Below are 25,144 nucleotides of genomic sequence, written 5' to 3'. Positions count from 1 at the left end.
GCCCTGCCAGATCACTTGGCGGCCGCCCAGCCCGCGTAGAAGAGCCCGAGGCCGACGATCACGCACATGCCCTGGATGATCCAGAAGCGGACCACGACAAGGACTTCGGACCACCCCTTGAGTTCGAAGTGGTGCTGGAGTGGCGCCATCTTGAAGACTCGCTTGCCGGTCATCTTGAACGAACCGACCTGGATCACGACGGACATGGTGATCAGGACGAAGAGGCCGCCGAGGATGGCCATCAGGAACTCGGTGCGGGAGCAGATGGCGAGCCCGGCGAGCGCGCCGCCCAGTGCCAGCGACCCGGTGTCGCCCATGAAGATCTTGGCGGGCGACGTGTTCCACCACAGGAAGCCGAAGCAGGCGCCCATCAGAGCCGATGCGACGACTGCCAGGTCGAGTGGGTCTCTGACCTCGAAACAGGCGCTGGGGTTGGTCAGGGTCGCCGCGTTGGCGCAGGACTCCTGGAACTGCCAGACACCGATGAAGGTGTACGCGCCGAAGACCATCACGGAGGCACCGGTGGCGAGGCCGTCGAGGCCGTCGGTGAGGTTCACCCCGTTCGACATGGCCAGGATCATGAACAGCGCCCAGACGACGAAGAGGACCGGTCCGATCGACCAGCCGAAGTCCGAGACGAAGGAGAGCTTCGTGGAAGCCGGCGTGTAACCGCGCGAGTCCTTGAACATCAGGGCCAGGACGGCGAACGCGATGCCGACGATCAGCTGGCCGGCCATCTTCGCCTTGGCCCGCAGACCCAGCGAGCGCTGCTTGACGATCTTGATGTAGTCGTCAAGGAACCCGACCAGACCCATCCCCGCCATCAGGAAGAGCACCAGCACACCCGAGAACGTCATCGGATCGCCGGTGATCAGCTTGGTGGCGAGGTACGCGATGATCGTGGCCAGGATGAAGGCGATACCACCCATGGTCGGCGTACCGCGCTTGCCGTGGTGGCCGCGCGGTCCGTCGTCCCGGATGAACTGCCCGTACCCCTTGCGGGCAAGGAGCTTGATCAGCAGCGGTGTGCCGACCAGGGTCAGGAAGAGTCCGATGACTCCCGAGAAGAGAATCTGCTTCATCGGGCGGCGACCTCGCCCTCGGTACCACCTTCGAGCAGGGCGTTCGCCACCTGCTCCAACCCCACCGACCTGGACGCCTTCACCAGCACGACGTCTCCCTCACGCAGTTCACTGCGCAACAGGTCGACGGCCGCCTGCGCGTCGGACACGTGCACCGACTCCTCACCCCACGAACCCTCGTTATAGGCGCCCAGTTGCAGCCAGGACGCTTCCCTGCCCCCGACTGCCACGAGCTTGCTCACGTTGAGCCGGACAGCCAGCCGTCCGACCGCGTCGTGCTCGGCGAGTGACTCGTCTCCGAGCTCGGCCATCTCACCGAGCACCGCCCACGTACGTCCCCCCCTTGCCTGTGAGGCCTTGCCCATGGCCGCCAGCGCACGCAGCGCGGCTCGCATGGATTCGGGGTTCGCGTTGTAGGCGTCGTTGACAACCGTCACACCGTCCGGACGCTCGGTGACCTCCATGCGCCAGCGGGAGAGCGTGCCAGCTTCGGAGAGCGCCGTTGCGATCTCGTCAGCGGACATGCCCAACTCATGTGCGACGGCGGCCGCGGCGAGCGCGTTCGACACGTGGTGCTCACCGTACAGGCGCAAGGTCACCTCGCTGCACCCGGTGGGTGTGTGCAGCGTAAACGCGGGCTGTCCGGTGTCGGTCAGGCGGACCTTCTCGGCACGTACGTCCGCTTCATCCGCCTCTCCGAAGAGCAGCAGGCGTGCTCTGGTCCGGGATGACATGGCCCGTACGAGCGGGTCGTCGGCGTTGAGCACGGCGACGCCGTGCTCCGGAAGCGACTCGACCATCTCGCCCTTGGCCTGCGCGATCTGCTCGCGTCCGCCGAACTCCCCGATGTGCGCGGTCCCGACGTTGAGGACGAGACCGGTCTTCGGCGGCACCAGGCCGGTGAGGTAGCGGATGTCGCCGATGTAGCGCGCGCCCATTTCGAGGACCAGGTAACGGGTGTTCGCGTCGGCCCGCAGCGCGGTGAGCGGCAGGCCGATCTCGTTGTTCAGATTGCCTTCCGGGTAGACCGTCGGGCCCTTGCGCTCCAGGAGCTGGGCGATCAGGTCCTTGGTCGACGTCTTGCCGGCGGAGCCGGTGAGTGCGACGACTTCGGTACCCAGGCGCTCCACGACGGTACGCGCGAGCCTTCCGAGCGCGGCGGTCACGTCGGGCACCACGATGGCCGGTGCGCCGACGGGCCGGGTCGCCAGAACGGCCACCGCTCCCGCTTCGACGGCGCTCCGCGCGTAGTCGTGGCCGTCGACGCGCTCACCGGCGAACGCGACGAAGAGACTGCCGGGCCGCACCGCGCGGGAGTCGGTGACGACAGGACCGGTGACCTGGATGGACGGATCCGGTATGTCGTGCGGCTGCCCGCCGATGATGTCGGCGATCTCGGTGAGGGAAAGGGCGATCACTTGGTCATCCCTGACTGTTGTTCTCGATTGCTGCGCGCTCGATTGCTGCGCGGAGGACCTGTCGGTCGTCGAAGGGGCGTACCACTCCGGCGATGTCCTGGCCCTGCTCATGGCCCTTGCCTGCGACCAGCACGGTGTCCCCGGGGCGGGCTCGGGCCACGGCCGCGGCGATGGCCGCCGCGCGGTCGGAGTCGATCAGCACGTCGCCGCGCTCGTGCACCGGGACCTCGGCGGCTCCGGCGATCATCGCGGCGAGGATCGCGAGGGGGTCCTCGCCGCGCGGGTTGTCGGAGGTCAGTACGGCGGTGTCGGCGAGGCGGGCTGCCGCCGCGCCCATCGGGCCGCGTTTGGTCTGGTCGCGGTCACCGCCGCAGCCGAGCACGATGTGCAGGCGGCCCTCGGTGACCTTGCGCAGGGCGCGCAGTACCGACTCGACGGCGTCCGTCTTGTGCGCGTAGTCGACAACGGCGAGATACGGCTGTCCGGCGTCCACCCGCTCCAGCCGGCCCGGTACCCCGGGGACGGCAGCGATGCCGTCGGCCGCGGTCTGCGGGTCGGTGCCGGCTACGGCGAGGGTGACGATCGCGGCGAGGGTGTTGGCCACGTTGAAGGGGCCGGCCAGCGGCGAGGTGGCGGCGATGCGCTGCCCCTGCGGGCCGACGGCGGTGAAGGTGCTGGTGAACAGGGCGACTTCGACGTCCTCGGCCCGCCAGTCGGCGTCCGGGTGCCCCTCGGCGGAGAAGGTGATGATGGGGACGGTCGCCTCGTCGACGAGCCTGCGGCCGTACTCGTCGTCGTAGTTGACGACACCGACCTTGCTGCGCAGCGGGGTGAACAGCTGCGCCTTGGCCTGGAAGTAGTCCTCCATCCCGGAGTGGAACTCCATGTGCTCCGGGCTGAGGTTGTTGAAGACGGCGACGTCGAAGACGCAGGCGTCGACGCGGCCGAGCACCAGCGCGTGGCTGGAGACCTCCATGGCTACGGTATCGACCCCGCGCTCGCGCATGACCGCGAACAGCGCCTGGAGATCGGTGGCTTCGGGGGTGGTGCGCTCGGACTTGATGCGCTCGTCGCCGATCCGCATCTCGACCGTGCCGATGAGGCCGCTGAGGTGCCCGGCCGCCCGGATGCCGCCCTCGACCAGATAGGCGGTGGTGGTCTTGCCCGATGTGCCGGTGATGCCGATCTGGAGCAGGTCGTGGCCGGGGTGGCCGTAGATGTCCGCGGCCAGCTGGCCCATGACGGCCCGCGGGTCGGGGACGGTCAGCACGGGGAGCCCGGTGGCCCCCGCCCGTTCGGTGCCCGTGGGGTCCGTGAGTACCGCGGCGGCTCCCAGCCCGGCCGCCTGCTCGACGAAGTCGGCGCCGTGCAGCCGGGCGCCGGGGAGTGCGGCGTACAGGTCTCCGGGACGCACCGCCCGTGAGTCGTGGGTGATGCCGGTGACCTCGGCGTCGCCCGGTGACGCGATGCCCAGTCGTCCTGCCAGATCCCCCAGAGGGGTCGGTCGGACCTCGGCCGGACGGGGTGCTCCCGGATAGGTCACAGAAAGGTCTTTCTGGGCGATTTGGTACTGATCAGCGTGTGGCACGGCGGTGAGCGTACCGGGCGCACCGGGCTCCCCGCGAAGTGAGGGTCCGGCGGTGTTCCGGTTCCCCGGCTCCGGGGTGATGGTCGTCACTGAGGGTTCCTGAGTCACTGGTGGGGGCCGAAGGTGACCGGCAATGGGTCGGCCTTCTGGCCGGTCGGCGGGGTCTGGAGGGTCTTGAGGGCGAACTCCATGACTTTCTTGTAGACGGGGCCGCAGGTCGAGCCGCCGAAGTGGCTTCCGCTGGTGGGGTTCTGGATGGCGCAGTAGACGGTGACCCGGGGGTTGTCGGCGGGGGCGAAGCCCGCGAAGGAGGCGGTGTATCCGCTGTAGCGGCCCGTCTTCGGGTCCACCCGGTTGGCCGTTCCCGTCTTGCCCGCGACCCGGTAGCCGGGGATACGGGCGGAGATGCCGGTGCCCTCCACGTCGCTGACGACCGACTCCAGCATCCGGGAGACCGTCTTCGCCGTCTGCTCGCTCACGACCCGGCTCTTCCTGGGCGCCGGGGACGGGGTGAAGCGGCCGTCGGGGCCCTTGGTGCCGCTGATCAGCGAGGGCTGCACACGTACACCGCCGTTCGCGATCGTGGAGTACACGGAGGCCGCCTGCAGCGCGCTGAGCGAGAGCCCCTGCCCGAAGGGGATCGTGTACTGCTGGGACGTCGACCAGTCCTGCGGCTTGGCCAGGATCCCCGACGTCTCGCCGGGGAAGCCGATCCCGGTCGGGCTCCCGATGCCGAACTTGCGCAGATAGGAGTAGAGGACCCTGTTGGCCTCGGGCTGCGTCCTGCCGAGCTGGCCCGCGGCCTCGATGGTGCCGATGTTGCTGGACTTGGCCAGTACGCCGTTGAGCGTCAGCGACCAGGTGTCGTGGTCGACGTCGTCCTTGAAGAGCCGGTCCCCGCGGTGCAGCCGGTTGGGGACGGTCACATGGGTCGTCGGGGTGGCCACCCCCTGCTGGATGATCGCGGCCATGGACATGATCTTGCTGGTGGAGCCGGGCTCGAAGGCGTCCTGGACCGCGGCGTTGCCGAGTGCGGAGGGGTCCGCGTGGGTCAGGTCGTTGGGGTCGAAGCCGGGCGCGTCCGCCATGGCCAGGACCTGACCGCTCCTGGTGTCCTGCACCACCACATAGCCGCGGTCGGCCTTGGACTCCTTCACCTGGGCGGCGATCGCGCTCTGCGCGGCCCACTGGATGTCGCGGTCCAGGGTCAGTTCGACATCCGAGCCCGGGACGGCCGGCTTCTCGCTGGCCCCGGCGGTCGGTACCGTACGGCCCCCCGACTGGGCATAGGTGATCTTGCCGTTCCTGCCCGCCAGTTCCTTGTTCAGCGAGGACTCCAGGCCGCCTGCGCCCTGGCCTGCCGAGTTGACCCAGCCGAGCACCCCGGCGGCGAGATCGCCGTTCGGGTACACGCGTTTGGTGCTCGGCTCCTGGAAGACCCCGGCCATCACGTTCGCGCCCTTGCCGCCCTTGGCCTTGTCCGCGGACGCCTTCTGCGCGAAGACGTTCTTCAGGTCCTTGATCTGGTTCCAGACCTGTGGGGTCTGCCGGCTCGCCAGCAGTACGTAACGGGTGTCGGGCGTCCGGAGTTTCCGCGCGATCGCCTCGGCGTCCTCACCGAGAATCGGTGCGAGCAGCGCGCCCGCCTGCTCGGGTGCGTCGGTCGCGTGGCTCTGGGCCCGGCTGAACATCGTGGGGTCGGCCGTGATGTCGTACGCGTCGACGCTGGCAGCCAGGGCCACGCCGCTGCGGTCGGTGATCTCCCCGCGCTCGGCGGTCAGGGTGTGGCTCAGATAGCGGTTCTTGTCCGCCTTGGCCGTGTAGGCGCTCGCGTCGATGGCCTGGACCTGGAGCAGCCGTACGACGAAGACCGCCATCACGAGAGCCAGGGCGAGGCTGACGAGCCGCAGCCGGGGGCGCGGGCTGCCGAGCCGCAGCGTCCGGGCCTGGCGCGCGGGGCGCGGGCTGCGCTGCGCCGGGCGTGCGCTTCTCCGTGCGGCGGGCCGCGCCGGACGTGCGGGGCCCGGTACGCGGCGGCGCGGGGGTTCCTTGGACGGCACTGCGTCACCTGCCGGGGGTAAGGGTCGGCTCTGCTGTCGTGCCTGCCGACGCGGACGGCGCGGAGGGGGCGCCGCCCGAGGGGGTCGCGGCCGGTACCGAAGGGGTGGCGGACGGCTTGGGCGTGGCCGGGGGCGGCGGTGCGGGCTGCGCGGTGGACTCGGCAGCCTCACCCAGGACCTTGCCGTCCGGGCCGAGGAAGGCGGGGCCGCCGCCCGGCACCATGCCGAGTTCGCGGGCCCGTTTCTCCAGCGCCCCGGGTGCTGAGCGCCCGTCGACGTCCCGCTGCAGTGCCTGTTCCTCGTCCGTCAGCTCGGTGATCTGCTTCTGGTCCTTGCTGAGCTTGAAGGAACCTGCGTTCAGTGCCGAGTTGAGCAGCAGGAGCGTGATCAGACCGCCGCCGAGCAGCACGACGACCAGCAGTACGAAGGGCATCCGGGCCGCTCTGCCGGGCCCGGCGGGCAGCAGAGCGGCGAGCCGCGCGGCACGGCCCTTCAGCTGTCGGGGCGGCTTGCTCACAGGGCCTCCTCACGGATGCGCTGCGCACCCCGCAGCCGGGCGGGCGCCGCGCGCCGGTTGTCCGCGACCTCCTCCTCCGCAGGGAGTTCCGCACCGCGGGTGAGGAGTTTGAGCCGCGGCTGGTAGCGCTCGGGCACCACCGGCAGGCCGGCCGGCGCCGTGTTGGCCGCGCCTGCCGCGAAGACCTGTTTGACCAGCCGGTCCTCAAGCGAGTGGTACGAGAGAACGGCGATACGCCCGCCCACGGCGAGGGACTTCACGGCTGCCGGGACGGCCCGCTCCAGCACGGTGAGTTCGCCGTTGACCTCGATGCGCAGGGCCTGGAAGGTGCGCTTGGCGGGATTGCCGCCGGTGCGCTTGGCGGCCTGCGGCAGTGAGTCGCGGATCAGCTCGACCAGCCGGGCGCTGTTGGTGAACGGTTCCCTCTCCCGCTCCCGTACGACAGCGGAAACGATCCGCTTCGCCTGCTTCTCCTCGCCGTACGCGCGCAGGATCCGGACCAGTTCGCCGGGCGGATAGGTGTTGAGCACCTCGGCCGCGCTCACGCCGGTCGTCTGGTCCATCCGCATGTCGAGCGGGGCGTCCTGGGCGTAGGCGAATCCGCGGTCAGCCTCGTCCAGTTGCATCGACGACACCCCGAGGTCGAAGAGGACTCCCTGCACGCGCGGGACGCCCAGCCGGTCCAGGACCTCGGGCAGTTCGTCGTAGACGGCGTGCACCAGGGTGGCCCGGTCGCCGAACGGGGCGAGCCGCTCGCCGGAGAGCCGCAGGGCTTCCTTGTCTCGGTCGAGTGCGACCAGCCGGGCCGCCGGGAAGGTCGAAAGCAGCGCCTCGCTGTGGCCGCCGAGGCCGAGGGTGCAGTCGACGACGACCGCTCCCGGCTGGGCGAGCGCCGGGGCCAACAGGTCCAGGCATCGCTGGAGCATCACCGGGACATGTCGGGACTGGCTCATGCGCCCTCTCAGGTACGGCGCGGCCGGACGTACTGCCGGGTCCCCGCCCGCTCGGAAGGGGACGGCCCGCCGGCGCCGGGAAGGGCGTCGGCCGGCCGGCGAACGGGAGAGGGCCGGGCCGTACGTACGCCGCGCATGCGCGGGTGTGCGGGATGTGTCCGTCGAGTAGATGTGGCAAATGCGGCAAATGCGTCTGGGGTGGATGTGTCTGAGGTGAGTGACCGTGAGGAGTGCGCCTGTGCAGCACGTGACGACGCTCACGCCTCCCACTTCGCGCCACTTTAGTCCACTCGTCCCCCCGGTCAATCAACCACCCAGCGCGCCGCGGACCCCGGTTTTCACCCGGACGGGGTACTGGTCGCCGAAGCTGTGGATTAGGTCACAGCAGTCCGTGTTGACACTTTTTTTCCGACCCCTTGCAGGACCGTTCGATCAGCGGCGGCTACCGTCATACACATGTCGACTGCTGCGCACTCTCCCGCAGAGCCCACCCCGTCCCACCCGCACCTGGCCGTACGTGACGGCGGCACGGTGACCGACCGGCTCGTCGAGTCCAACCGCAAGTATGCCGAGGCGTTCGAGGACCCCGGCATGGACGCCCGCCCCGTGCTCCAGGTGGCGGTGGTCGCGTGTATGGACGCGAGGCTCGATCTGTACGGCGCCCTCGGGCTCGAACTCGGTGACTGCCACACGATCCGCAACGCGGGCGGTGTGGTGACCGACGACGTCATCCGGTCCCTGACCATCAGCCAGCGCGCCCTGGGCACCCGGAGCGTGGTCCTGATCCACCACACCAGCTGCGGCATGGAGAGCCTCACCGAGGACTTCCGGACCGAGCTGGAGGAAGAGGTGGGGCAGCGTCCGGCCTGGGCCGTGGAGTCCTTCCGCGATGCTGACCAGGACGTACGCCAGTCGATGCAGCGGGTGCGGACCTCGCCGTTCCTGCTGCACACCGACGATGTCCGGGGCTTCGTCTTCGACGTACGGGCGGGGCTGCTGCGGGAGATCGACCCGGCCGGCCGGAACCCTGAGGGGTGAGTTCCCGGGCTGCCGTTCGCACCCACGGAGCAGGACGAAATCGCGGCAACCTGCGACATATCCCGCCCACTTATCCACAGGCGAGTGACACGAAGCGGTAACGGCAACAACAATGCGAGGGCGGCACCTCGTCCGGATCCCTCCGGGCGGGGCGCACGCTGTTCGGGGTTGGGCCGGGCCGTACGCAGTGCCCCGGCCCGTGGATGGGGTATCCCCTGCTTCTCAGGAGCGCGGGAGTAGGGCCGAGGAGGGCCGGGTGACGACCTATGACGATCGAGCGAGCCTCACAGATCTGACGACCACGGCGGAGCGCATCCGTGGGTCGGTTGAGGGTGTGATCGAGGGCAAGCCCGAGGTCGTACGGCTTTCGCTGACCGTGCTGCTCGCCGAGGGACATCTCCTCATCGAGGATGTGCCGGGCGTCGGCAAGACCATGCTGGCCAAGGCGCTGGCCCGCAGCATCGACTGCTCGGTACGGCGTATCCAGTTCACGCCCGACCTGCTGCCTTCGGACATCACCGGTGTCTCGATCTTCGACCAGCAGCGGCGCGAATTCGAGTTCAAGCCCGGTGCGATCTTCGCGCAGATCGTGATCGGCGACGAGATCAACCGCGCCTCGCCGAAGACCCAGTCGGCGCTCCTCGAATCGATGGAGGAGCGCCAGGTCACCATCGACGGGAAGGCGTACGAACTGCCGGGCCCGTTCATGGTGGTGGCCACGCAGAACCCGGTGGAGATGGAGGGCACCTACCCGCTCCCCGAGGCGCAGCGCGACCGGTTCATGGCGCGGGTCTCCATCGGCTATCCCAGCCCCGAGGCCGAGCTCCGGATGCTCGACGTGCACGGCGGTGTCTCACCGCTCGACGACCTCCAGCCGGTGGCGCACGCCCACGAGATCCTGAAGCTCATCGACGCGGTGCGCGCGGTGCATGTCGCCGACGCGGTACGCCGGTACGCCGTGCAGCTGGTGACGGCCACCCGCAGCCATCCGGATCTCAGACTCGGCGCTTCACCGCGCGCCACCCTGCATCTGCTGCGGGCGGCCAAGGCGTCGGCCGCGCTGAGCGGGCGGGAGTACGCGCTGCCCGACGACGTCCAGGCGCTGGCCGTCGCGGTGCTCGCCCACCGGCTGCTGCCCACGGCCCAGGCCCAGTTGAACCGCCGTACCGCGGAGCAGGTCGTCCTGGAGATCCTCCAGCGGACCCCCGTCCCCGCGTACAACAACCAGCAGCCCGGCGCCCGGCGGCTGTGATGGCAGTCGGGGGTGCTCCGGCCGCCGCCGACGAGGACAACGGCGGGCTGCGGACCGCGCTGTCGGGGCTGACCACACGGGGCCGCTCGTTCATCGCGGCGGGTGTCGCCGCGGCGGTCTGCGCTTATGTCCTGGGCCAGAGCGATCTGCTGCGGGTGGGACTGCTGCTCGCCGTGCTGCCGCTGGTGTGCGTGGCCGTGCTGTTCCGTACCCGGTACCGCGTCGCGGCCAGCAGGCGGCTCTCCCCCGCCCGGGTGCCGGCCGGGTCCGAGGCCCGCGTCCGTCTGCGGATGGACAACGTCTCGCGGCTGCCCACGGGGCTGCTGATGCTCCAGGACCGCGTGCCTTACGTACTGGGGCCGCGGCCCCGTTTCGTCCTGGACCGGGTGGAGGCGGGCGGGCGGCGCGAGGTGTCGTACCGGGTCCGCTCCGATCTGCGCGGGCGGTATCCGCTGGGCCCGCTCCAGCTGCGGCTCACCGACCCGTTCGGGATGTGCGAGCTGACCAGGGCGTTCAGCGCGCACGACACCCTGACCGTGATTCCCAGGACCGAGCGGCTGCCACCGGTCCGGCTGACCGGTGAGGCGGCCGGGTACGGAGACGGCAGACAGCGCTCGCTCGCGCTGGCCGGCGAGGACGACGTGATCCCGCGCGGCTACCGGCACGGCGATGATCTGCGCCGGGTGCACTGGCGCTCCACGGCCCGCTACGGCGAGCTGATGGTGCGCCGCGAGGAGCAGCCGCAGCGGGCCCGCTGCACGGTGCTGCTCGACACCCGCCGGAACGCCTATCAGGGCGCGGGGCCGGACTCGGCCTTCGAATGGGCCGTGTCGGGGGCGGCGTCGGCGCTGGTGCACGTACTCGAACGGGGCTTCTCGGTGCGGCTGCTGACGGACACGGGCAGCTCGGTGCCGGGCGAGGGCTCGGGGGGATTCGCCGGCGCCACCCAGGAGTCCGCCGACTCGGCCGGGCTGATGATGGACACACTCGCCGAGGTCGGACACTCCGACGGGACCGGTCTCTCCCGCCCCTACGACGTGCTGCGCGGCGGGAACGAAGGACTGCTGATCGCGTTCTTCGGCGCTCTGGACGAGGAGCAGGCCGCGGTCGCGGCCCGGATGCGGCAGCGCAGCGGGGCCGCCGTCGCCTTCGTACTGAACAGCGACGCCTGGGTGCATGGCGAGGCGGCGGGGCGCGGCGCCCGGACGCTGCGGCTGCTGCGGGACGCGGGCTGGACCGCGCTGGAGGTCAGGCCCGGGGCGGTGCTCACCGAGCTGTGGCAGCAGGCGGGGCAGCAGCGCGGCAGTACGGGCCCGGCGTCCTGGTACGGCGGCACAGCGGCGACAGGTACTGGCCCGGGCAGCGGCACGGGCGCGAGCAGCAGCACAGGTACAGGGGGGCGGTCATGAGCGGCCGGGCGAGACTGGCGCTGTGTGGCTATGTGGCCACGATGCTGGCCGCGTGCGCGCTGCTGCCGCTGGTCCAGCCCGTCACCTGGATCATTGAGGCCGCACTCCTGCTCGCCGTACAGAGCGGCGTGGGCATACTGGCGCGGCGCGTTCCGCTGGCGCGGCCGCTGACGGTGGCTGCGCAGGCCGTGACCGCGCTGCTGATGCTGACGGTGGTCTTCGCGCGCGGCCAGGCGCTGGGCGGCATCGTGCCGGGCCCGGAGGCCGTGGAGCACTTCGGCGCAATGCTACGGACGGGCGCCGACGACATCGGGCAGTACTCCATACCGGCGCCGACGACCGCGAGCATCCGGCTGATGCTGTTCGGCGGGGTGCTGCTGGTCGGGCTGCTGGTGGACGCGCTGGCGGTGACGTTCCGCAGCTCCGCGCCGGCCGGACTGCCGCTGCTCGCGCTGTACTCGGTGGCGGCCGGCATCTCGCAGAACAGCGCGGCCTGGCTGTGGTTCCTGCTCGCCGCGTCCGGCTATCTGCTGCTCCTGCTGGCCGAGAGCAAGGAGAGGCTCTCCCAGTGGGGACGCGTGTTCGGCGGCTCGCCGGGCGGGAGCGGAGGAGCCGGTTCCGCGAAAGGTACGGGCGGCCCGTCGGCGCCGGTCCGCACCGGGCGTCGCATCGGGATGGCCGCGCTGGGGTTCGCCCTGGTGGTCCCGGCCGCGCTGCCCGCGATGGACACCGGGCTGCTCGGAGGTGCGGGCGCGGGCACCGGCCCGGGGAGCGGCGGCGGGACCATCTCCGCGGTCAACCCGCTGGTCTCGTTGCAGAACAGCCTCACCCAGTCCGACGACCGCGAGGTGCTGCGCTACCGCACCAACGCGGCCGACACCGACGGGATGTATCTGCGGATCGTCTCGCTCGACCGGTTCGACGGCACCGCGTGGAAGTCGTCGGAGCGCCGGATCAAGGACGTTCCGAAGGAACTGCCGAGACCGGAGGGGCTCGGCTCCGATGTGGGCACCACCGAGGTCAGGACCAATATCTCGGCGGCCGGCTGGTACGCCCAGAACTGGCTGCCGCTCCCCTACCCGGCGACGAAGGTGGACATCAAGGGCCGCTGGCGCTTCGAGCCGACCGGCCGGACACTCGTCGGCGACCGCGGTCAGACCACCCGCGGTGTGGAGTACGGCGTGGACAGCCTGGTCGTCCAGCCGACGCCGGAGCAGCTGGCCTCTGCCCCGCCGCCGCCCGCCGCGCTGCTGCGGGAGTACACGGAAGTGCCGGGCTCGCTGCCCGGCGTGGTGAAGTCCACGGCGGAGCAGGTGACGGAGGGTGCCACGAACGACTACCAGCGTGCGGTCAGACTGCAGGACTGGTTCGCGTCGGAGGGCGGCTTCACCTATGACACTCAGGTGCAGTCGGGCACCGGTACCGACGCCATCGCGCGTTTCCTGAAGCAGAAGCAGGGCTTCTGCGTCCATTTCGCCTTCACGATGGCGGCGATGGCCAGGACGCTGCACATCCCGGCCAGGGTCGCGGTGGGCTTCACCCCGGGCACCTCACAGCCTGACGGCACGATGTCGGTCGGGCTGCGCGACGCGCACGCCTGGCCCGAGCTGTATTTCGAGGGGGTTGGCTGGACGCGCTTCGAGCCGACTCCCACCCGTGGGTCCGTGCCCTCCTACACCCAGGCCGACACCTCGTCCGGCGGTCCGGCCTCTCCGGCGCAGCCGGAGTCCACGTCATCGTCGGCTCCGGATGCGACCCCGTCCGCGACGTCCGCCTGTCCGCCGCAGCTGCGCAAGCTCAGCGGGTGCGGGGCAGCGGCCCAGAGCGGCGGAGTGCCGCCGGCCGGCCGGGGAACCGGCCTGGCCACGAAGGTGGGCCTGGGGGCGGCGGTGCTGTTGGTGGCCCTGCTGCTCCTGCTGCCGATGCTCTGGCGGACCAGGGCGCGGGCCCGGCGGCTGGGGTCCGGCGGGCGGGGCCCCGGGTCTGCCGGAGCGCCGGCAGCGGAGCGGATGCTGTCGGCCTGGCGGGAGATCACCGATTCGGCGTGGGACTACGGGGTCCAGCCCGACGACTCGCTGACCCCGCGCAAGTCGGCCGACCGGATTGTACGGGAGGGCAGGCTGGCGGGTCCGGCCGCCGACGCGGTGCACCGGGCCGCGCACGCGGTGGAGCAGGTGCTGTACGCGCCCCGCGCCGGTGAGGTGAGCGGTCTCACCGACGATGTCCTGCTGGTCCGGGCCGCGCTGCGGACCGGTGCGGGCCGGATGGCACGGGTCCGTGCGGTGCTGGCGCCGCCCTCGTCCGTACGGGTGGTGTGGGAGATCTCCCGGCGCCGGGAACGTGCGGCGGACCGCTGGGGCCGCCGCCGTGCGGGGCTGGACCGGTGGCTGGCAAATCTGCGGCCCTCCCGGCAGCGCGGCTGAGCCGCGCTCAGGGGCTGGTGGGGCCGGCCGGGTCGGCCGCAACACTGCGGGCATATGCCGCAACTGACGTATGTACCTGCGCATGACCGGCATGTCACGACTAGCATATGTCATGGCCGGCGTATGCCCTGGTCGGCGTATGTCATGGCTGAGGGGCGACCGCTTCCGGCTTCCGGGCGGTCGCCCCTCAGTTGCTGATTCATAGGTGACAGTCCGGGTCAGTGGCCCTGTTCGTCGCGGCGACGCTGCCACCGCTCCTCGATGCGGTTCATCACCGAACGGTGTCTCCTGGCCGGCCGGCCCGGGGCCGCGGCTCCGGCCTGTTGCTGTTCGCCGGGCTTGGGCGCTTTGCGCCATCCGGTGATCGCGAGCAGCGCGCAGCCGAGCATGACGAGGAACCCCACCACACTGATCCAGATCTGCCGAGCGACCATTCCTGCCATGAGGAGGGCGATACCCACCAGAAAGCCAGCGATCGCCTGGTACACCCGGCGACGGGTGTACGTACGCAGCCCGCTTCCCTCAAGCGCTGTCGCGAACTTGGGATCTTCGGCGTACAGCGCTCGCTCCATCTGCTCGAGCATGCGCTGCTCGTGCTCCGAGAGCGGCACGGAGTCCTCCTACTCGTCGGTCGCGGGGTACGACCGTGATGCGGCCCTTCCAGAATAGGCAGGGATTCGCCCCCGTGAAACCCGCCCTCTACGCCAATTCACCATCCGGGCCGCCATGCAGGCACAGCTGCCGGGGCGTGCATTCCCCGACGGCCGGACCGTCATGCCGGATGGTTACCCCGATCATACGGGGACTAGCCCCCGTATGGGTGGCCTGTGTGTCAGGACGTGCGTGACCGCACTGCTGATCAGCCCTGCTTCTCGCCCAGGACGTGCAGCTGGGTGGCGACCGAGTGGAAGGCGGGCAGCTCTGCCGCGGCCGCCTCCAGCTTCAGCAGGGCCTCCAGCGCCCCCGGCTCGGTGTCGACCAGGACCCCGGGAACGAGGTCGGCGAAGACCCGGACCCCGTGCACCGCGCCGACCCGCACACCGGCCGTGGCGACCAGTCCGGTGAGCTGTTCCGCGGTGAAGCGCCGGGGCACCGGGTCGCCGTCGCCCCAGCGCCCCGCCGGGTCCGCCAGCGCCTGCCTGGCTTCGCTGAAGTGCCCGGCCAGCGCCCGGGCCAGGACGGCGCCGCCGAGTCCGGCGGCGAGCAGGCTGAGCGCACCGGAGGGGCGGAGCGCGTCCACGGCGTTCCTGATGCCCTCGGCCGGGTCCTCCACGTATTCGAGGACGCCGTGGCAGAGCACCGCGTCGTAACCGCCCCGCTCCACCACGTCGAACAGGCCGAGCACATCGCCCTGCACCCCGTGCACCCGGTCCGCGACCCCGGCCTCGGCGGCCCTGCGCTCCAGGCCGAAGAGCGCGTTGGGGCTCGGGTCCACCACGGTGACCCGGTGACCGAGGAGGGCGACGGGCACCGCGAAGTTGCCGGTGCCGCCGCCGGTGTCCAGCACATCCAGGGCGGACCGGCCGGTCGCTTCGGCCCGGCTGTCGAGGGCGTCCTTGAGTACGTCCCACACCACGGCGGTACGAAGGGAGGCGCGGGGGCGCGGCTGGTCCGACACGGCGGTTGACTCCTCGGCGCGGTGCCGCCGCGGACGGCGGGCCGTAGACAGCAAAGACTGGTTCCCACCCTATTGCCTTGGGAAGGTCCCCCTGGTCACCCCGCCTGGGGGCTCTCGTCCCCGGGCTGCGGCAGCACCGGCTGGAGTACCAGCAGCCGCTCGACCAGGCGCAGGAACATGGCCGCGTCGCGCAGCAGATCGTCGGCGTCACGGCTGCCCGCCGCGCCGGGTATGCCTGCCTCGGCCCTGGCCCTGCGGCCGGCTCCGGAGGCGAAGAGGGCGCTCCACTCGGTCAGCTCGGGTGCGAGCTCCGGCAGCAGCTCCCAGGCCGTGCGGATGGCGTTCCGCCGGCGGGCGCCGCCCGCCCTCCGGCGCGGGACGTCCTCGGGCCTGGCCCGCGAGGCGAGGACCGCGGCAGCGGTGCGCAGCGCGGCGAGGTGGGCCGTCGCGTACCGCTCGTTGGGCGCTTCGAGACCGGCGGCCTCGTCCAGTCCGGCACGGGCCTGGGCCAGCAGGTCGAGTGCGGCAGCGGGCGCCGTCGTTCGCCGGGCGACCGGGTGGATGTCGCTCGCGGGGCCGGCCTGCGGAGGCACGGCGGGCGGGGCCGGGGAAGCGGGCGTGAAGAGAGCCGGTGACGCGGGCTTGGCGGAGCGGGACGGATCGGGCGACGCGGCGAGTGAGGGGGCGGGGACAAGTGAAGGGGCAGGGGCGGTGACACGGTGCCGGTGCGCTGGTGCGGCGTTCGAGCTGGCCATGACGGAACCTCCTGTCGTCGTGTGACGGCACTGTGGCCGTCTGTGCCCATCGTGCGGGCTACCACTGACAATCGGCTCTGACCTGGGGCTTCACAGACTTCGCAGGCTCCACGGACTTCGCGGACTTCGCGGACTTCACCGAGAAAGAACGCCGCCCGTCCCGGTCCGGTCTCCCGGCCGGGACGGGCGGCGCTTCCCCCGTACTCCCCCGCTGTACTCCCCCGTACATTCCGTACTCGTCAGGGGAGCCGCGCCGTTCCGCCGCCCCGTGTCGGCAGTGCCGGCGCTGCGCCCCTTCCGTGCCCCACACTCTGCCGTCTTCGCAGGTGGGGGGCCATCCGCGTAATTACTCATCTCTGCCTCTAGGTACGGATACTCAGACGTGTGTGCGGTACCCCACGGGGGCGCGCAGGGGCACCGATAAAGTTCCTGCCATGGCACGGATTGCGGTGATCGGCGCCGGGATGGGCGCCATGGCGGCTGCCGCCCGGCTGGCTGTGGCAGGCCACCAGGTGACGGTGTACGAACGTACGGCGACCCACGGCGGGGCGGTGGGCCGCTTCGCACGCGACGGCTTCGCCTTCGACACCGGGCCCGGACTGCTCCAGCTGCCCGCCGTCTACCGCGACTTGTTCGTGAAGACGGGCCGTGAACCGCTGGAACAGTGCGTGGAACTCGTGCAGGTGGACCCGGCGTCCCGGCATCTCTTCGCCGACGGGACCGGCGTCCTGCTGCCGAACGCCTCACGCGCCGGGACCGTCGCGGCCCTGGACGCGGCGCTGGGCGGCGGGGCGGGCGCCCGCTGGGGTGCGTTCCTCGACCGGGCGCGGGAGACCTGGGACAGGACCAGGCGCCCGCTCCTCGAAGAGCCGCTGCCTGCCGATTCCGCCCCGCTCGGCCACGATCCGTACCCGGCGCTCAGGACCGGGCTGCTGCGCCGCAGCACGTCCACGCTCGGCGGGATCGGCAGCAGGGAACTGCGGGATCCGAGGCTGGCGGCCCTGCTGGCGAGCTATGCGCTGTCCTACGGTTTCGATCCGCTGACCGCGCCGGCGTCGGCGGCCGTCCTGCCGTACATGGAGCAGACCTTCGGCAACTGGTACGTACGCGGGGGGATGCGGGCGCTGGCGGACGCGGTGTACGAGCGGTGCCTGGCGCGGAGGGTCGAGTTCGTGTTCTCGGCCGAGGTCACGGACGTACGCGAGAAGGACGGCCGGGCCTGCGGTCTTCAGCTGGCCGACGGGCGCGTCATCGATGCCGACCATGTGGTCGCGGGCGCCCCGTTGCCTCCGGTCCAGCGGCGGCCGCACCGGGAGACGGACATGCGGACCGGCCGGTTCGTGGTCTGCCTCGCGCTGCGCGGGGGCCGGGAAGCGGACGCCGTCCACCGGACCGTGGTGCACCGGACGGAGAGCGCCCTGCCGATGGTCACGGTGCTGCGCCCGGACGATCCGGCGCTGGTCCCCGGCCCGGGCCACGAGGCCCTCACGCTGACGGTCACGGTCCCGGTCGTCGACGGGACCGTCGGCGGCGCGGAGGAGTGGGCCACCGGCGAGCACGCCGCGGCGTTCGCCGACCGGGTGGTGGCCGCCGCGGAGGCGGCCGTGCCCGGGCTGCGCGAGCGCGTGCTGTGGCGCGAAGTACGGACCCCCGCCGACACGCTGCGGGAAACCGGTTCGTCCGAGGTGCCGGGGCCGGCCCTGGCCGGCGCGGGAGGACAGCTGCTGCCCGCCCCCAACCGGTCACCGCTGCCCGGCCTCTGTCTGGCGGGCGGCTGGTCGCACCCCGGCGGCGGGCTCGCCCACGCGGGCATGTCCGGGGCGCTGGCCGCCGGGCTGATCGTCGAGGGCGAGGGGTTCCGCGGCTCGCAGTGAGCCGCCCCGGGTCACCGCGTCCCGGTGGCGCCGCCGGCTCTCAGTACCGCTGCTGCTCGTTGTAGCCGTTGTAGCCGCTCTGATACGGCTGCTGCCCCGAGTGCTCGGGTTGCTCGGGGTACTCCTCGTACTGCGGGGTGTGCGGTGCGCCGTACGCCGGTTCGTTGTCGCGCTGCTGCGGGACCCAGACCCCGCCGGGCGGGGTGTCGTTGGCGTACGGATCGGTGTACTGCTGCTGGCCTCCGTAGGAAGCTCCGTACTGACCGGCTCCGATGTACGGGTCCGAGTAGGCCGGGTACTGCTGCTGCTCGCCGCCGTAGCCGTACTGGCCGTCGTACGACTCGGCGTTCCGGTCGTAGCCGGAGCCGTACTGCGCCGCGGTCCCGTACACCGTGTCGCTGTATATGCCGTACTGGCCGGTGTCGTCGGGCATCGGCTGCGGGGCGTAGACGCCGGCGGCCATGGGCTCGGGGGCCTGCGGCTCCGGGAAGGTGCCGGGGTCCGCGGTGTGCGGCGGGTAGGAGGATCCGTCGTAGCCGGTTCCGTCGTCCGTCCCGAAGCCGCTGCCGCCGTACGCGGGCTGCTCGTAGCCGTCGTGTTCGTGGCCGTCGCCGTGCTGCGCGAACGCGAAGGCGTCGTGGCCGCCCTGCTCTGCGCCGTCCAGCTGGTACTGGCCGTCCGACTGGTCCTGGCCGGGCTGCTGCTCGTACTCCAGGTCCGGGACTTCGAGTACCGGCTCCTTCGCCGGGCTCCCGCCGCGCGCCCTGCGCCGCTTGTTCTCCCGGGGGGCGCCCTTTATGGCCCAGCCGGTCGAGAAGCCGCGCCGGAAGGAGAGCGTTACGTACAACTGGCCGACGGCGAACGCGATGGCCCCGACCACGATCACCGGCACGGAGTGCAGCAGCACACCGACGACCACGCCGAGGAATCCGGCGAAGGCGAGCAGACGCCAGCGCAGCCGGGCCTTGTACTGGAGGAGCACTTCGCCCAGCAGCCACAGCGCGACGAATCCGAATCCGACATAGAGGACCGTCCAGCCCATGTACGCCCCTCTCTGCGGCCACCGCCCCGTGCGGGGGGCGGGTGTGCCGGTCAGGACTGCTTGTGCAGTCCGAGATTCTCGTAGATTTCGAGGGTCGCTGTGGAGTTGTTCAGCGTGATGAAGTGCAGCCCGGGAACATCCTCGGAGAGCAGCTTCGCGCAGAACTCCGTAGCGAACTCGATGCCAATGGAGCGTACAGCGGCCGGGTCGTCCTTGACGGCGTGGATGCGTTCTTTCAGGCCTGCCGGGAAGTGCGCGTTGCTGAGCTGGGCGAATCGGTCCAACTGCCGCACATTGGTGATCGGCATGACTTCCGGAATGACCGGGGTGTCGCAGCCTGCGGCGACGACCCGGTCACGCATCCGCAGATAGTCCTCCGGGTCGAAGAACATCTGGGTGATCGCGTAGTCGGCACCGGCCCGGCACTTGTCGGTGAAGTGCCGGATGTCGCTCTCCCAGTTCTCCGAGCGCGGGTGCATCTCGGGGAAGGCCGCGACGCCGACGCAGAAGTCGCCGGACTCCTTGATCAGCCGGACCAGGTCGGCGGCGTACATGACGCCTTCCGGGTGCTTGATCCACTCGCCCATCGGGTCACCGGGCGGGTCGCCGCGTACGGCCAGGATGTTGCGGATTCCGGCGTCCGCGTACTGGCCGATGATGTTGCGGAGCTGGGCGACGGAGTGGTCGACGGCCGTGAGGTGCGCGACCGGGGTGAGCGTGGTGTCCGACGCGATCTGCTCGGTGGCCCTGACCGTGCCCGCACGCGACGAACCGCCCGCGCCATAGGTCACGGAGACGAAGCTGGGTGCCACCGCCTCGACACGGCGCAGCGCGTTCCAGAGGTTCCGCTCGCCCTTCTCGGTCTTGGGCGCCCAGAACTCGAAGGAGTACAGCGTCCTGCCGGTCGCGAGCAGCTCACGCACGGTCGGGGCGTGGTCGGTTCTGGTGGATGAGGTGCCGAAGGCCATACGGGCAGATTAGTCAGGGCTTGCCAGTCCCCCAACCAGGCCCGGACCATATGTCCGATTTGCGGGATACTTGTCCACCCATCGGACACTCCCGGTGCCCCGGAGCCGCCGAGTCCGCTGCCAGGCCCGCTCCTCCTGCCGGCTCCCGCCCCCTTCTCCTGACGGACCTCCCGCGCCGGGTCTCCTACCGGACTTCCTCCCCGGTACGGGCCCGGACCCGGGCGGCGAGACCGGCGGCGGCAGCGGCCGGGTCGTCCGCCTCGGTGATCGCGCGGACGACCACGACGCGGCGCGCTCCCGCGTCCAGCACCTCGTCCAGGTTGCCCGCGTCGATCCCGCCGATCGCGAACCAGGGGCGAGAGGTGGTGAGCGCCGCCGCGTACCGCACGAGGCCGAGCCCCGGTGCGTACCGTCCCGGCTTGGTCGGGGTGGGCCAGCAGGGCCCGGTGCAGAAGTAGTCCACGCCCGGCTCGGCGGCGGCCGCGTCCACCTCGGACTCGGCGTGTGCCGAGCGGCCGATGAGCACATCGGGGCCGAGCAGCGCACGGGCCGCGGGGACCGGCAGGTCGCCCTGGCCCAGGTGCAGCACGTCGGACGCGATGGCGTGCGCGACATCCGCCCGGTCGTTCACCGCGAGCAGCTTGCCGTGCCTGCGGCAGGCGTCGGCGAAGACCTGGAGGTGGTCGAGCTCCTCGGCCGCCTCCAGGCCCTTGTCCCGGAGCTGGACGATGTCCACGCCGTTGGCCAGGACCGCGTCCAGGAACTCGGGCAGGTCGCCCTGGCGCCTGCGCGCGTCCGTGCAGAGGTACAGGCGGGCATCGGACAGCGGTGCGGGTGCGGTGGACATCGGGCGTTCCCCCCATGGGCGGCGACGGACTGCCGGGCCGTTGGAACAGCTGGGCAGCCGGACAGCGATGGACCGCGGGGTACGGCCCGGGACGGGCCCGGTCCGTACACCGCGAGGTGATCACACTCTGCTCAGAGGGCGAGCGCCTGGGCCCGGCGCTTCACCTCCGTCCCGCGATTCTCGCTCAACGCCTGCGCGGGCGTGCCGGGCAGGGTCTCGTCGGGGGTGAAGAGCCACTCCAGCATCTCCTCGTCGCTGAAGCCGTCGTCCCGCAGGAGCGTCAGGGTCCCGGAGAGGCCCTTGACCACTTTGGTGCCGTCGATGAAGGCGGCGGGCACCTGGAGCGCCCTGTTCTCACCACGGCGTACGGCAATCAGCTTGCCGTCCTTGACCAGCTGGCGTACGCGGGTCACCTCGACGTCGAACATCTCGGCGATATCGGGGAGGTGCAGCCAGGCGGGGATGAGAGCATCGGTTTTTGCGTCAATCTCGGTCACGGGACAAGCCTGCCATCCCGCACTGACAGCCGATACCCGGACTCAGCCCTTCAGGGCCGAGGCGTACTCACACCTGCTCAAGGCCGGCGCACGTTCAGGGCCGGCTCGCCTCCGGGCGGACGGCCGACTTGAGCGGTACGGCGGGATCCGCAGCGCGGACCGGGTCCACCGGGGCACCCGACTTGATGAGCTTCCGGCCCTGGGCCAGGTCCCGGGGCCTGCCGACGGCGAGTACCGCGACCAGCCGCTCCTCCCGCAGCCAGCACACCGACCAGGCCGGACCCGACGGGTCGCCGCGCCGGATCAGCGTGTCGGCGGCGGCGTGGTGGCCCGCGTACTGGACGAAGCGGCCGAACTGCTCGGACCAGAAGTACGGCACCGGGTCGTAGATCTGCGGCGTCTCGCCGATCACGTCCGCCGCGACCGTGCGCGGCCCCTGGAGGGCGTTGTCCCAGTGGTGGATCAGCAGCCGCTCGCCGTACCGGCGGGAGGGGAAGGACGCGCAGTCGCCGACCGCGTACACATCGGCGACCGAGGTACGCAGCCGCTCGTCGGCCGTGACCGAGCCGTCTGCGCCCAGCGCGATGCCGGAGCCGGTCAGCCAGCCGGTCGCGGGCCTGGCCCCGATGCCGACGAGGACGGCCCCGGCCGGCAGCCGCCGCCCGGATTCCAGCACCACGGCGCCCGGCTCGACCCGGGCCACGCGCGCGTGGGTGACGAGTTCGGTGCCGCTGTCGGCGTACCAGTCGGCCATGGGCGCCGCGATCTCGGCCGGCAGCGCCCCGACGAGGGGCCGCCCGGCCGCCTCCACGACCGTCACCGCGCAGCCCGCCTCGCGGGCGGCCGTGGCGAACTCGGCGCCGATCCAGCCCGCGCCGACCACCACCACGTCCCGGCGGTCGGCGAGGACGGCCCGCAGCCGCCCCGCGTCGTCGAGCGTGCGCAGCAGATGGACGTCGGGGACCCCCTCGCTGCCGGGCAGTGCGACCGGACGGGCACCGGTGGCGAGGACCAGCGACCCGTACGGGACGGGACCGCGGGCGGTGTCCAGCTCCCGGTCGTGCGGGCGTACGCCGGTCACCTCGCACCCCAGCAGCAACTCGACCCCGAGCGCGCCGAAGTCGACGTCGAAGGCGGAGCCCTCGGCCTTGCCGAGCAGCACGGCCTTGGAGAGCGGCGGTCTGTCGTACGGCTGGTGGGGTTCCTCACCGATCAGCGTGACGGGTCCGGTGAAGCCCTGGTCCCGCAGGGCGACAGCGGTCTGCACTCCGGCCATGCCCGCACCGGCGATGACGACGTTCCTCGGCTCGCTCACCCGATCACCTTAAGCAGCTGACACACCGTCAGGACAGGGGGTCGTCCCGGGACGCCTTACGGACCTGCGGGGGCCGGGGTTAGGCTGGCCGTGCTTGAACCACTCGCGGGAGTCCGGGCGTACCGGGCTGAGAGGGAGGCTGGACGGCCTCCGACCGTACGAACCTGATCCGGATCATGCCGGCGAAGGGAGGGGCTGGACGCCCATGCACGCACACCACACCAACCATCAGGCGCACCGCGCCGACAACTCGGACACGCTGCCGGACGTACTGGTCGTCGGGGGCGGGATCATCGGTCTCGTCACCGCCTGGCGGTCGGCGCAGCGCGGACTGCGCACGGCGGTCGTCGACCCGCAGCCGGGCGGCGGGGCCGCCCAGGTCGCGGCCGGCATGCTGGCCGCCGTCACGGAACTCCATTACGGCGAGCAGGTCCTGCTCGGCCTGAACCTGGAGTCCGCCCGCCGCTACCCGGCGTTCGCCGCGGAGCTGGAGGAGGCGTCGGGACAGGATCTCGGCTACCGCTCCTGCGGCACCCTCGCCGTGGCGCTCGACCTCGACGACCGGGAGCATCTGCGGGAGTTGCACGCACTTCAGCGCCGTTCGGGTCTGGAGTCCGAGTGGCTCACGGGGCGCGAGTGCAGGCGCCTCGAACCGATGCTCGCGCCGGGCGTACGCGGCGGACTGCGGGTGGACGGCGACCACCAGGTCGACCCGCGGCGGCTGGCGAAGGCGCTGGTCACCGCGTGCGAGCGGGCCGGAGTCCTCTTCCACCGCGGCTGGGTCGAGCGGCTGACGGTGGAACGCGGCCGGGCCACCGGTGTGGTGCTGGCCGACGGCGTCGCGCTCGGCGCCGGCCAGGTGGTGCTGGCGGCCGGCAGCCGCAGCGGACAGCTCGCGGGCGTACCGGACTCGGTGCTTCCGCCCGTACGCCCGGTCAAGGGGCAGGTACTGCGGCTGACGGTGCCACGGGTGTACGCGCCGTTCCTCAGCCGGACCGTCCGCGCGGTCGTCCGGGGCAGCCATCTCTATCTGGTTCCGCGCGAGAACGGCGAACTCGTGATCGGCGCGACCAGCGAGGAGCTGGGCTGGGACACCACGGTCACCGCGGGCGGGGTGTACGAACTGCTCCGGGACGCCCATGAGCTGGTGCCCGGCATCACCGAACTCCCGCTCACCGAGACGTGCGCGGGGCTGCGTCCCGCGTCGCCCGACAACGCGCCGCTGCTCGGCCCGACCGCGCTGCCCGGCCTCCTGCTGGCCACCGGCCACTACCGCAACGGCGTACTGCTCACCCCCGTCACCGGCGATGTGATGGCCGAACTGCTCACCACCGGGGAGCTGCCCGCAGAAGCCCGCGCCTTCACTCCCCGGCGCTTCTCCCCCGTAGGACAGGAACAGCCCGCATGAACATGCCGCCCACGCCCACGAACGTGCCGCCGTCGGCTGCCCCGCCGGTCGGTGTGTCGGTCAACGGCGAGCCCCGCACGGTCGCGCCGGGCACCACCCTCGACGTGCTGGTCACCGGCCTCACCAGCGCTCCTTCGGGGGTCGCCGCCGCGGTCAACGAGACCGTCGTACCGCGCGGCCTCTGGCCCCGCACCCCGCTCGGCGACGGCGACCGCGTCGAGATCCTCACCGCCGTCCAAGGAGGCTGACCCGGACATGGCAGACGATTCCCTCACCATCGCGGACACCGTCTTCTCCTCCCGGCTGATCATGGGGACCGGCGGTGCGCCGAGCCTCGATGTGCTGGAGAGGTCCCTGATCGAGTCGGGCACCGAACTCACGACGGTCGCGATGCGCCGCCTGGATCCCACCGTGCAGGGCTCGGTCCTCTCGGTGCTCGAGAAGCTCGCCATCAAGGTGCTGCCTAACACCGCCGGCTGCTTCACGGCGGGCGAGGCGGTCCTGACCGCCCGCCTGGCCCGCGAGGCGCTGGGCACGAACTGGATCAAACTGGAGGTCGTGGCGGACGAGCACACCCTGCTGCCCGACCCGGTGGAGCTGCTCGACGCCGCCGAGACACTGGTCGACGACGGCTTCACGGTCCTGCCCTACACGAACGACGATCCGGTGCTGGCCCGGCGGCTCGAGGAGGCGGGCTGCGCGGCGATCATGCCGCTCGGCTCCCCCATCGGCTCGGGGCTCGGCATCCGCAACCCGCACAACTTCCAGCTGATCGTGGAGCGGGCCGGCGTGCCGGTGATCCTCGACGCGGGGGCCGGTACGGCATCGGACGCGGCGCTGGCGATGGAGCTCGGGTGCGCGGCCGTGATGCTGGCATCCGCGGTGACGCGCGCGCAGGAGCCGGAGCTGATGGCGTCGGCGATGCGCCGGGGCGTGGAGGCGGGCCGGCTCGCCTACCGGGCGGGCCGGATCCCCCGGAGGCACTTCGCCCGGGCGTCGTCACCGGAGGAGGGCCGCGCGGCCCTCGATCCGGAGCGGCCCGCCTTCTGAGGGGCGCACGGCCCCCGGCCGGAGCGGCCC

22 protein-coding genes and 1 riboswitch are annotated in these 25,144 nt (G+C 71.6%); of the genes, 8 read left to right on the top strand and 14 right to left on the bottom strand.

Annotated elements, in window-relative coordinates:
• Window positions 1-11: 11 nt before the first annotated feature.
• The 6 genes from mraY to rsmH are packed head-to-tail and all read right to left on the bottom strand — an operon-like array spanning window position 12 to window position 7,618.
• Window positions 12-1,082 (bottom strand): phospho-N-acetylmuramoyl-pentapeptide-transferase, encoded by a 1,071-nt coding sequence (gene mraY / locus OG452_RS26895; RefSeq protein ID WP_266857918.1) that lies wholly within the window; start codon window positions 1,080-1,082, stop codon window positions 12-14.
• Window positions 1,079-2,500: a UDP-N-acetylmuramoyl-tripeptide--D-alanyl-D-alanine ligase gene (locus OG452_RS26890; protein ID WP_327298145.1), complete on the bottom strand. Its 1,422-nt coding sequence runs from the start codon at window positions 2,498-2,500 to the stop codon at window positions 1,079-1,081. Before OG452_RS26890 ends, mraY begins: the two co-directional genes overlap by 4 nt.
• A 4-nt stretch (window positions 2,501-2,504) precedes the next feature.
• On the bottom strand, window positions 2,505-4,178 hold the full coding sequence (locus OG452_RS26885; RefSeq protein ID WP_327298144.1) for a UDP-N-acetylmuramoyl-L-alanyl-D-glutamate--2,6-diaminopimelate ligase: 1,674 nt from the start codon (window positions 4,176-4,178) through the stop codon (window positions 2,505-2,507).
• A gap of 14 nt (window positions 4,179-4,192) precedes the next feature.
• Window positions 4,193-6,148 carry a peptidoglycan D,D-transpeptidase FtsI family protein gene (locus OG452_RS26880; RefSeq protein ID WP_327298143.1) on the bottom strand — a complete coding sequence of 652 codons (1,956 nt, stop codon included), beginning with the start codon at window positions 6,146-6,148 and terminating at the stop codon, window positions 4,193-4,195.
• 4 nt (window positions 6,149-6,152) lie between these two features.
• The gene (locus tag OG452_RS26875) at window positions 6,153-6,665 is read right to left on the bottom strand and encodes an FtsB family cell division protein (protein WP_327298142.1); all 513 of its coding nucleotides are present in this window, start codon (window positions 6,663-6,665) and stop codon (window positions 6,153-6,155) included.
• Window positions 6,662-7,618, bottom strand: a complete 957-nt coding sequence (rsmH, locus tag OG452_RS26870; RefSeq protein WP_327298141.1) for a 16S rRNA (cytosine(1402)-N(4))-methyltransferase RsmH — start codon at window positions 7,616-7,618, stop codon at window positions 6,662-6,664. Before rsmH ends, OG452_RS26875 begins: the two co-directional genes overlap by 4 nt.
• Before the next feature lie 456 nt (window positions 7,619-8,074).
• On the opposite strand from rsmH, the gene OG452_RS26865 reads away from it, so the two are divergent.
• The 4 genes from OG452_RS26865 (at window position 8,075) to OG452_RS26850 (ending at window position 13,740) form a co-directional block, all read left to right on the top strand.
• Entirely contained in the window at window positions 8,075-8,656 is a 582-nt protein-coding gene (locus tag OG452_RS26865; RefSeq protein ID WP_327298140.1) for a beta-class carbonic anhydrase, read from the top strand.
• A gap of 256 nt (window positions 8,657-8,912) precedes the next feature.
• On the top strand, window positions 8,913-9,908 hold the full coding sequence (locus OG452_RS26860) for an AAA family ATPase (protein ID WP_327298139.1): 996 nt from the start codon (window positions 8,913-8,915) through the stop codon (window positions 9,906-9,908).
• Window positions 9,908-11,317, top strand: a complete 1,410-nt coding sequence (locus tag OG452_RS26855) for a DUF58 domain-containing protein (RefSeq protein WP_327298138.1) — start codon at window positions 9,908-9,910, stop codon at window positions 11,315-11,317. Before OG452_RS26860 ends, OG452_RS26855 begins: the two co-directional genes overlap by 1 nt.
• Entirely contained in the window at window positions 11,314-13,740 is a 2,427-nt protein-coding gene (locus OG452_RS26850) for a transglutaminase TgpA family protein (RefSeq protein ID WP_327298137.1), read from the top strand. The genes OG452_RS26855 and OG452_RS26850 overlap by 4 nt, the downstream gene beginning before the upstream one ends.
• A 218-nt stretch (window positions 13,741-13,958) precedes the next feature.
• Here OG452_RS26850 and OG452_RS26845 read toward each other — a convergent pair whose 3' ends face one another.
• The 3 genes from OG452_RS26845 to OG452_RS26835 all read right to left on the bottom strand — a co-directional run bounded on the left by OG452_RS26845 (window position 13,959) and on the right by OG452_RS26835 (window position 16,113).
• Window positions 13,959-14,351 (bottom strand): DUF3040 domain-containing protein, encoded by a 393-nt coding sequence (locus OG452_RS26845; RefSeq protein ID WP_327298136.1) that lies wholly within the window; start codon window positions 14,349-14,351, stop codon window positions 13,959-13,961.
• Between the two features lie 248 nt (window positions 14,352-14,599).
• Complete coding sequence (locus OG452_RS26840; RefSeq protein ID WP_327298135.1) at window positions 14,600-15,358, bottom strand: methyltransferase; 759 nt, start codon at window positions 15,356-15,358, stop codon at window positions 14,600-14,602.
• Between the two features lie 95 nt (window positions 15,359-15,453).
• Window positions 15,454-16,113, bottom strand: coding sequence for an SAV_6107 family HEPN domain-containing protein (locus OG452_RS26835; protein WP_327298134.1), 660 nt, complete (start codon window positions 16,111-16,113; stop codon window positions 15,454-15,456).
• 434 nt (window positions 16,114-16,547) lie between these two features.
• Between OG452_RS26835 and OG452_RS26830 the strand changes: the two genes are divergently transcribed.
• Window positions 16,548-17,987, top strand: coding sequence for a phytoene desaturase family protein (locus OG452_RS26830; RefSeq protein ID WP_327298133.1), 1,440 nt, complete (start codon window positions 16,548-16,550; stop codon window positions 17,985-17,987).
• Window positions 17,988-18,027: 40 nt separating this feature from the next.
• Here OG452_RS26830 and OG452_RS26825 read toward each other — a convergent pair whose 3' ends face one another.
• The 5 genes from OG452_RS26825 to OG452_RS26805 all read right to left on the bottom strand — a co-directional run bounded on the left by OG452_RS26825 (window position 18,028) and on the right by OG452_RS26805 (window position 22,617).
• Window positions 18,028-19,029 carry a hypothetical protein gene (locus OG452_RS26825; RefSeq protein ID WP_327298132.1) on the bottom strand — a complete coding sequence of 334 codons (1,002 nt, stop codon included), beginning with the start codon at window positions 19,027-19,029 and terminating at the stop codon, window positions 18,028-18,030.
• Between the two features lie 50 nt (window positions 19,030-19,079).
• Window positions 19,080-19,997: a methylenetetrahydrofolate reductase [NAD(P)H] gene (gene metF, locus OG452_RS26820; RefSeq protein ID WP_327298131.1), complete on the bottom strand. Its 918-nt coding sequence runs from the start codon at window positions 19,995-19,997 to the stop codon at window positions 19,080-19,082.
• Between the two features lie 184 nt (window positions 19,998-20,181).
• Window positions 20,182-20,844: a thiamine phosphate synthase gene (thiE, locus tag OG452_RS26815; RefSeq protein ID WP_327298130.1), complete on the bottom strand. Its 663-nt coding sequence runs from the start codon at window positions 20,842-20,844 to the stop codon at window positions 20,182-20,184.
• A gap of 131 nt (window positions 20,845-20,975) precedes the next feature.
• Complete coding sequence (locus OG452_RS26810) at window positions 20,976-21,341, bottom strand: Rv2175c family DNA-binding protein (protein WP_327298129.1); 366 nt, start codon at window positions 21,339-21,341, stop codon at window positions 20,976-20,978.
• Between the two features lie 94 nt (window positions 21,342-21,435).
• The gene (locus OG452_RS26805; RefSeq protein WP_327299794.1) at window positions 21,436-22,617 is read right to left on the bottom strand and encodes an NAD(P)/FAD-dependent oxidoreductase; all 1,182 of its coding nucleotides are present in this window, start codon (window positions 22,615-22,617) and stop codon (window positions 21,436-21,438) included.
• 134 nt (window positions 22,618-22,751) lie between these two features.
• A riboswitch (TPP riboswitch) is annotated at window positions 22,752-22,864 on the top strand.
• Here OG452_RS26805 and thiO point away from each other — a divergent pair.
• The 3 genes from thiO to OG452_RS26790 all read left to right on the top strand — a co-directional run bounded on the left by thiO (window position 22,862) and on the right by OG452_RS26790 (window position 25,114).
• Window positions 22,862-24,064: a glycine oxidase ThiO gene (gene thiO, locus OG452_RS26800; RefSeq protein ID WP_327298128.1), complete on the top strand. Its 1,203-nt coding sequence runs from the start codon at window positions 22,862-22,864 to the stop codon at window positions 24,062-24,064. Its footprint overlaps the riboswitch before it by 3 nt.
• Before the next feature lie 2 nt (window positions 24,065-24,066).
• Window positions 24,067-24,312, top strand: a complete 246-nt coding sequence (gene thiS, locus OG452_RS26795; protein ID WP_327299793.1) for a sulfur carrier protein ThiS — start codon at window positions 24,067-24,069, stop codon at window positions 24,310-24,312.
• A gap of 7 nt (window positions 24,313-24,319) precedes the next feature.
• Window positions 24,320-25,114 (top strand): thiazole synthase, encoded by a 795-nt coding sequence (locus tag OG452_RS26790; protein WP_327298127.1) that lies wholly within the window; start codon window positions 24,320-24,322, stop codon window positions 25,112-25,114.
• Window positions 25,115-25,144 lie beyond the last annotated feature (30 nt).

The organism is Streptomyces sp. NBC_01197 (assembly GCF_036010505.1).
Classification (GTDB): domain Bacteria; phylum Actinomycetota; class Actinomycetes; order Streptomycetales; family Streptomycetaceae; genus Streptomyces.
This window is presented reverse-complemented; position numbering and strand designations above follow the sequence as displayed.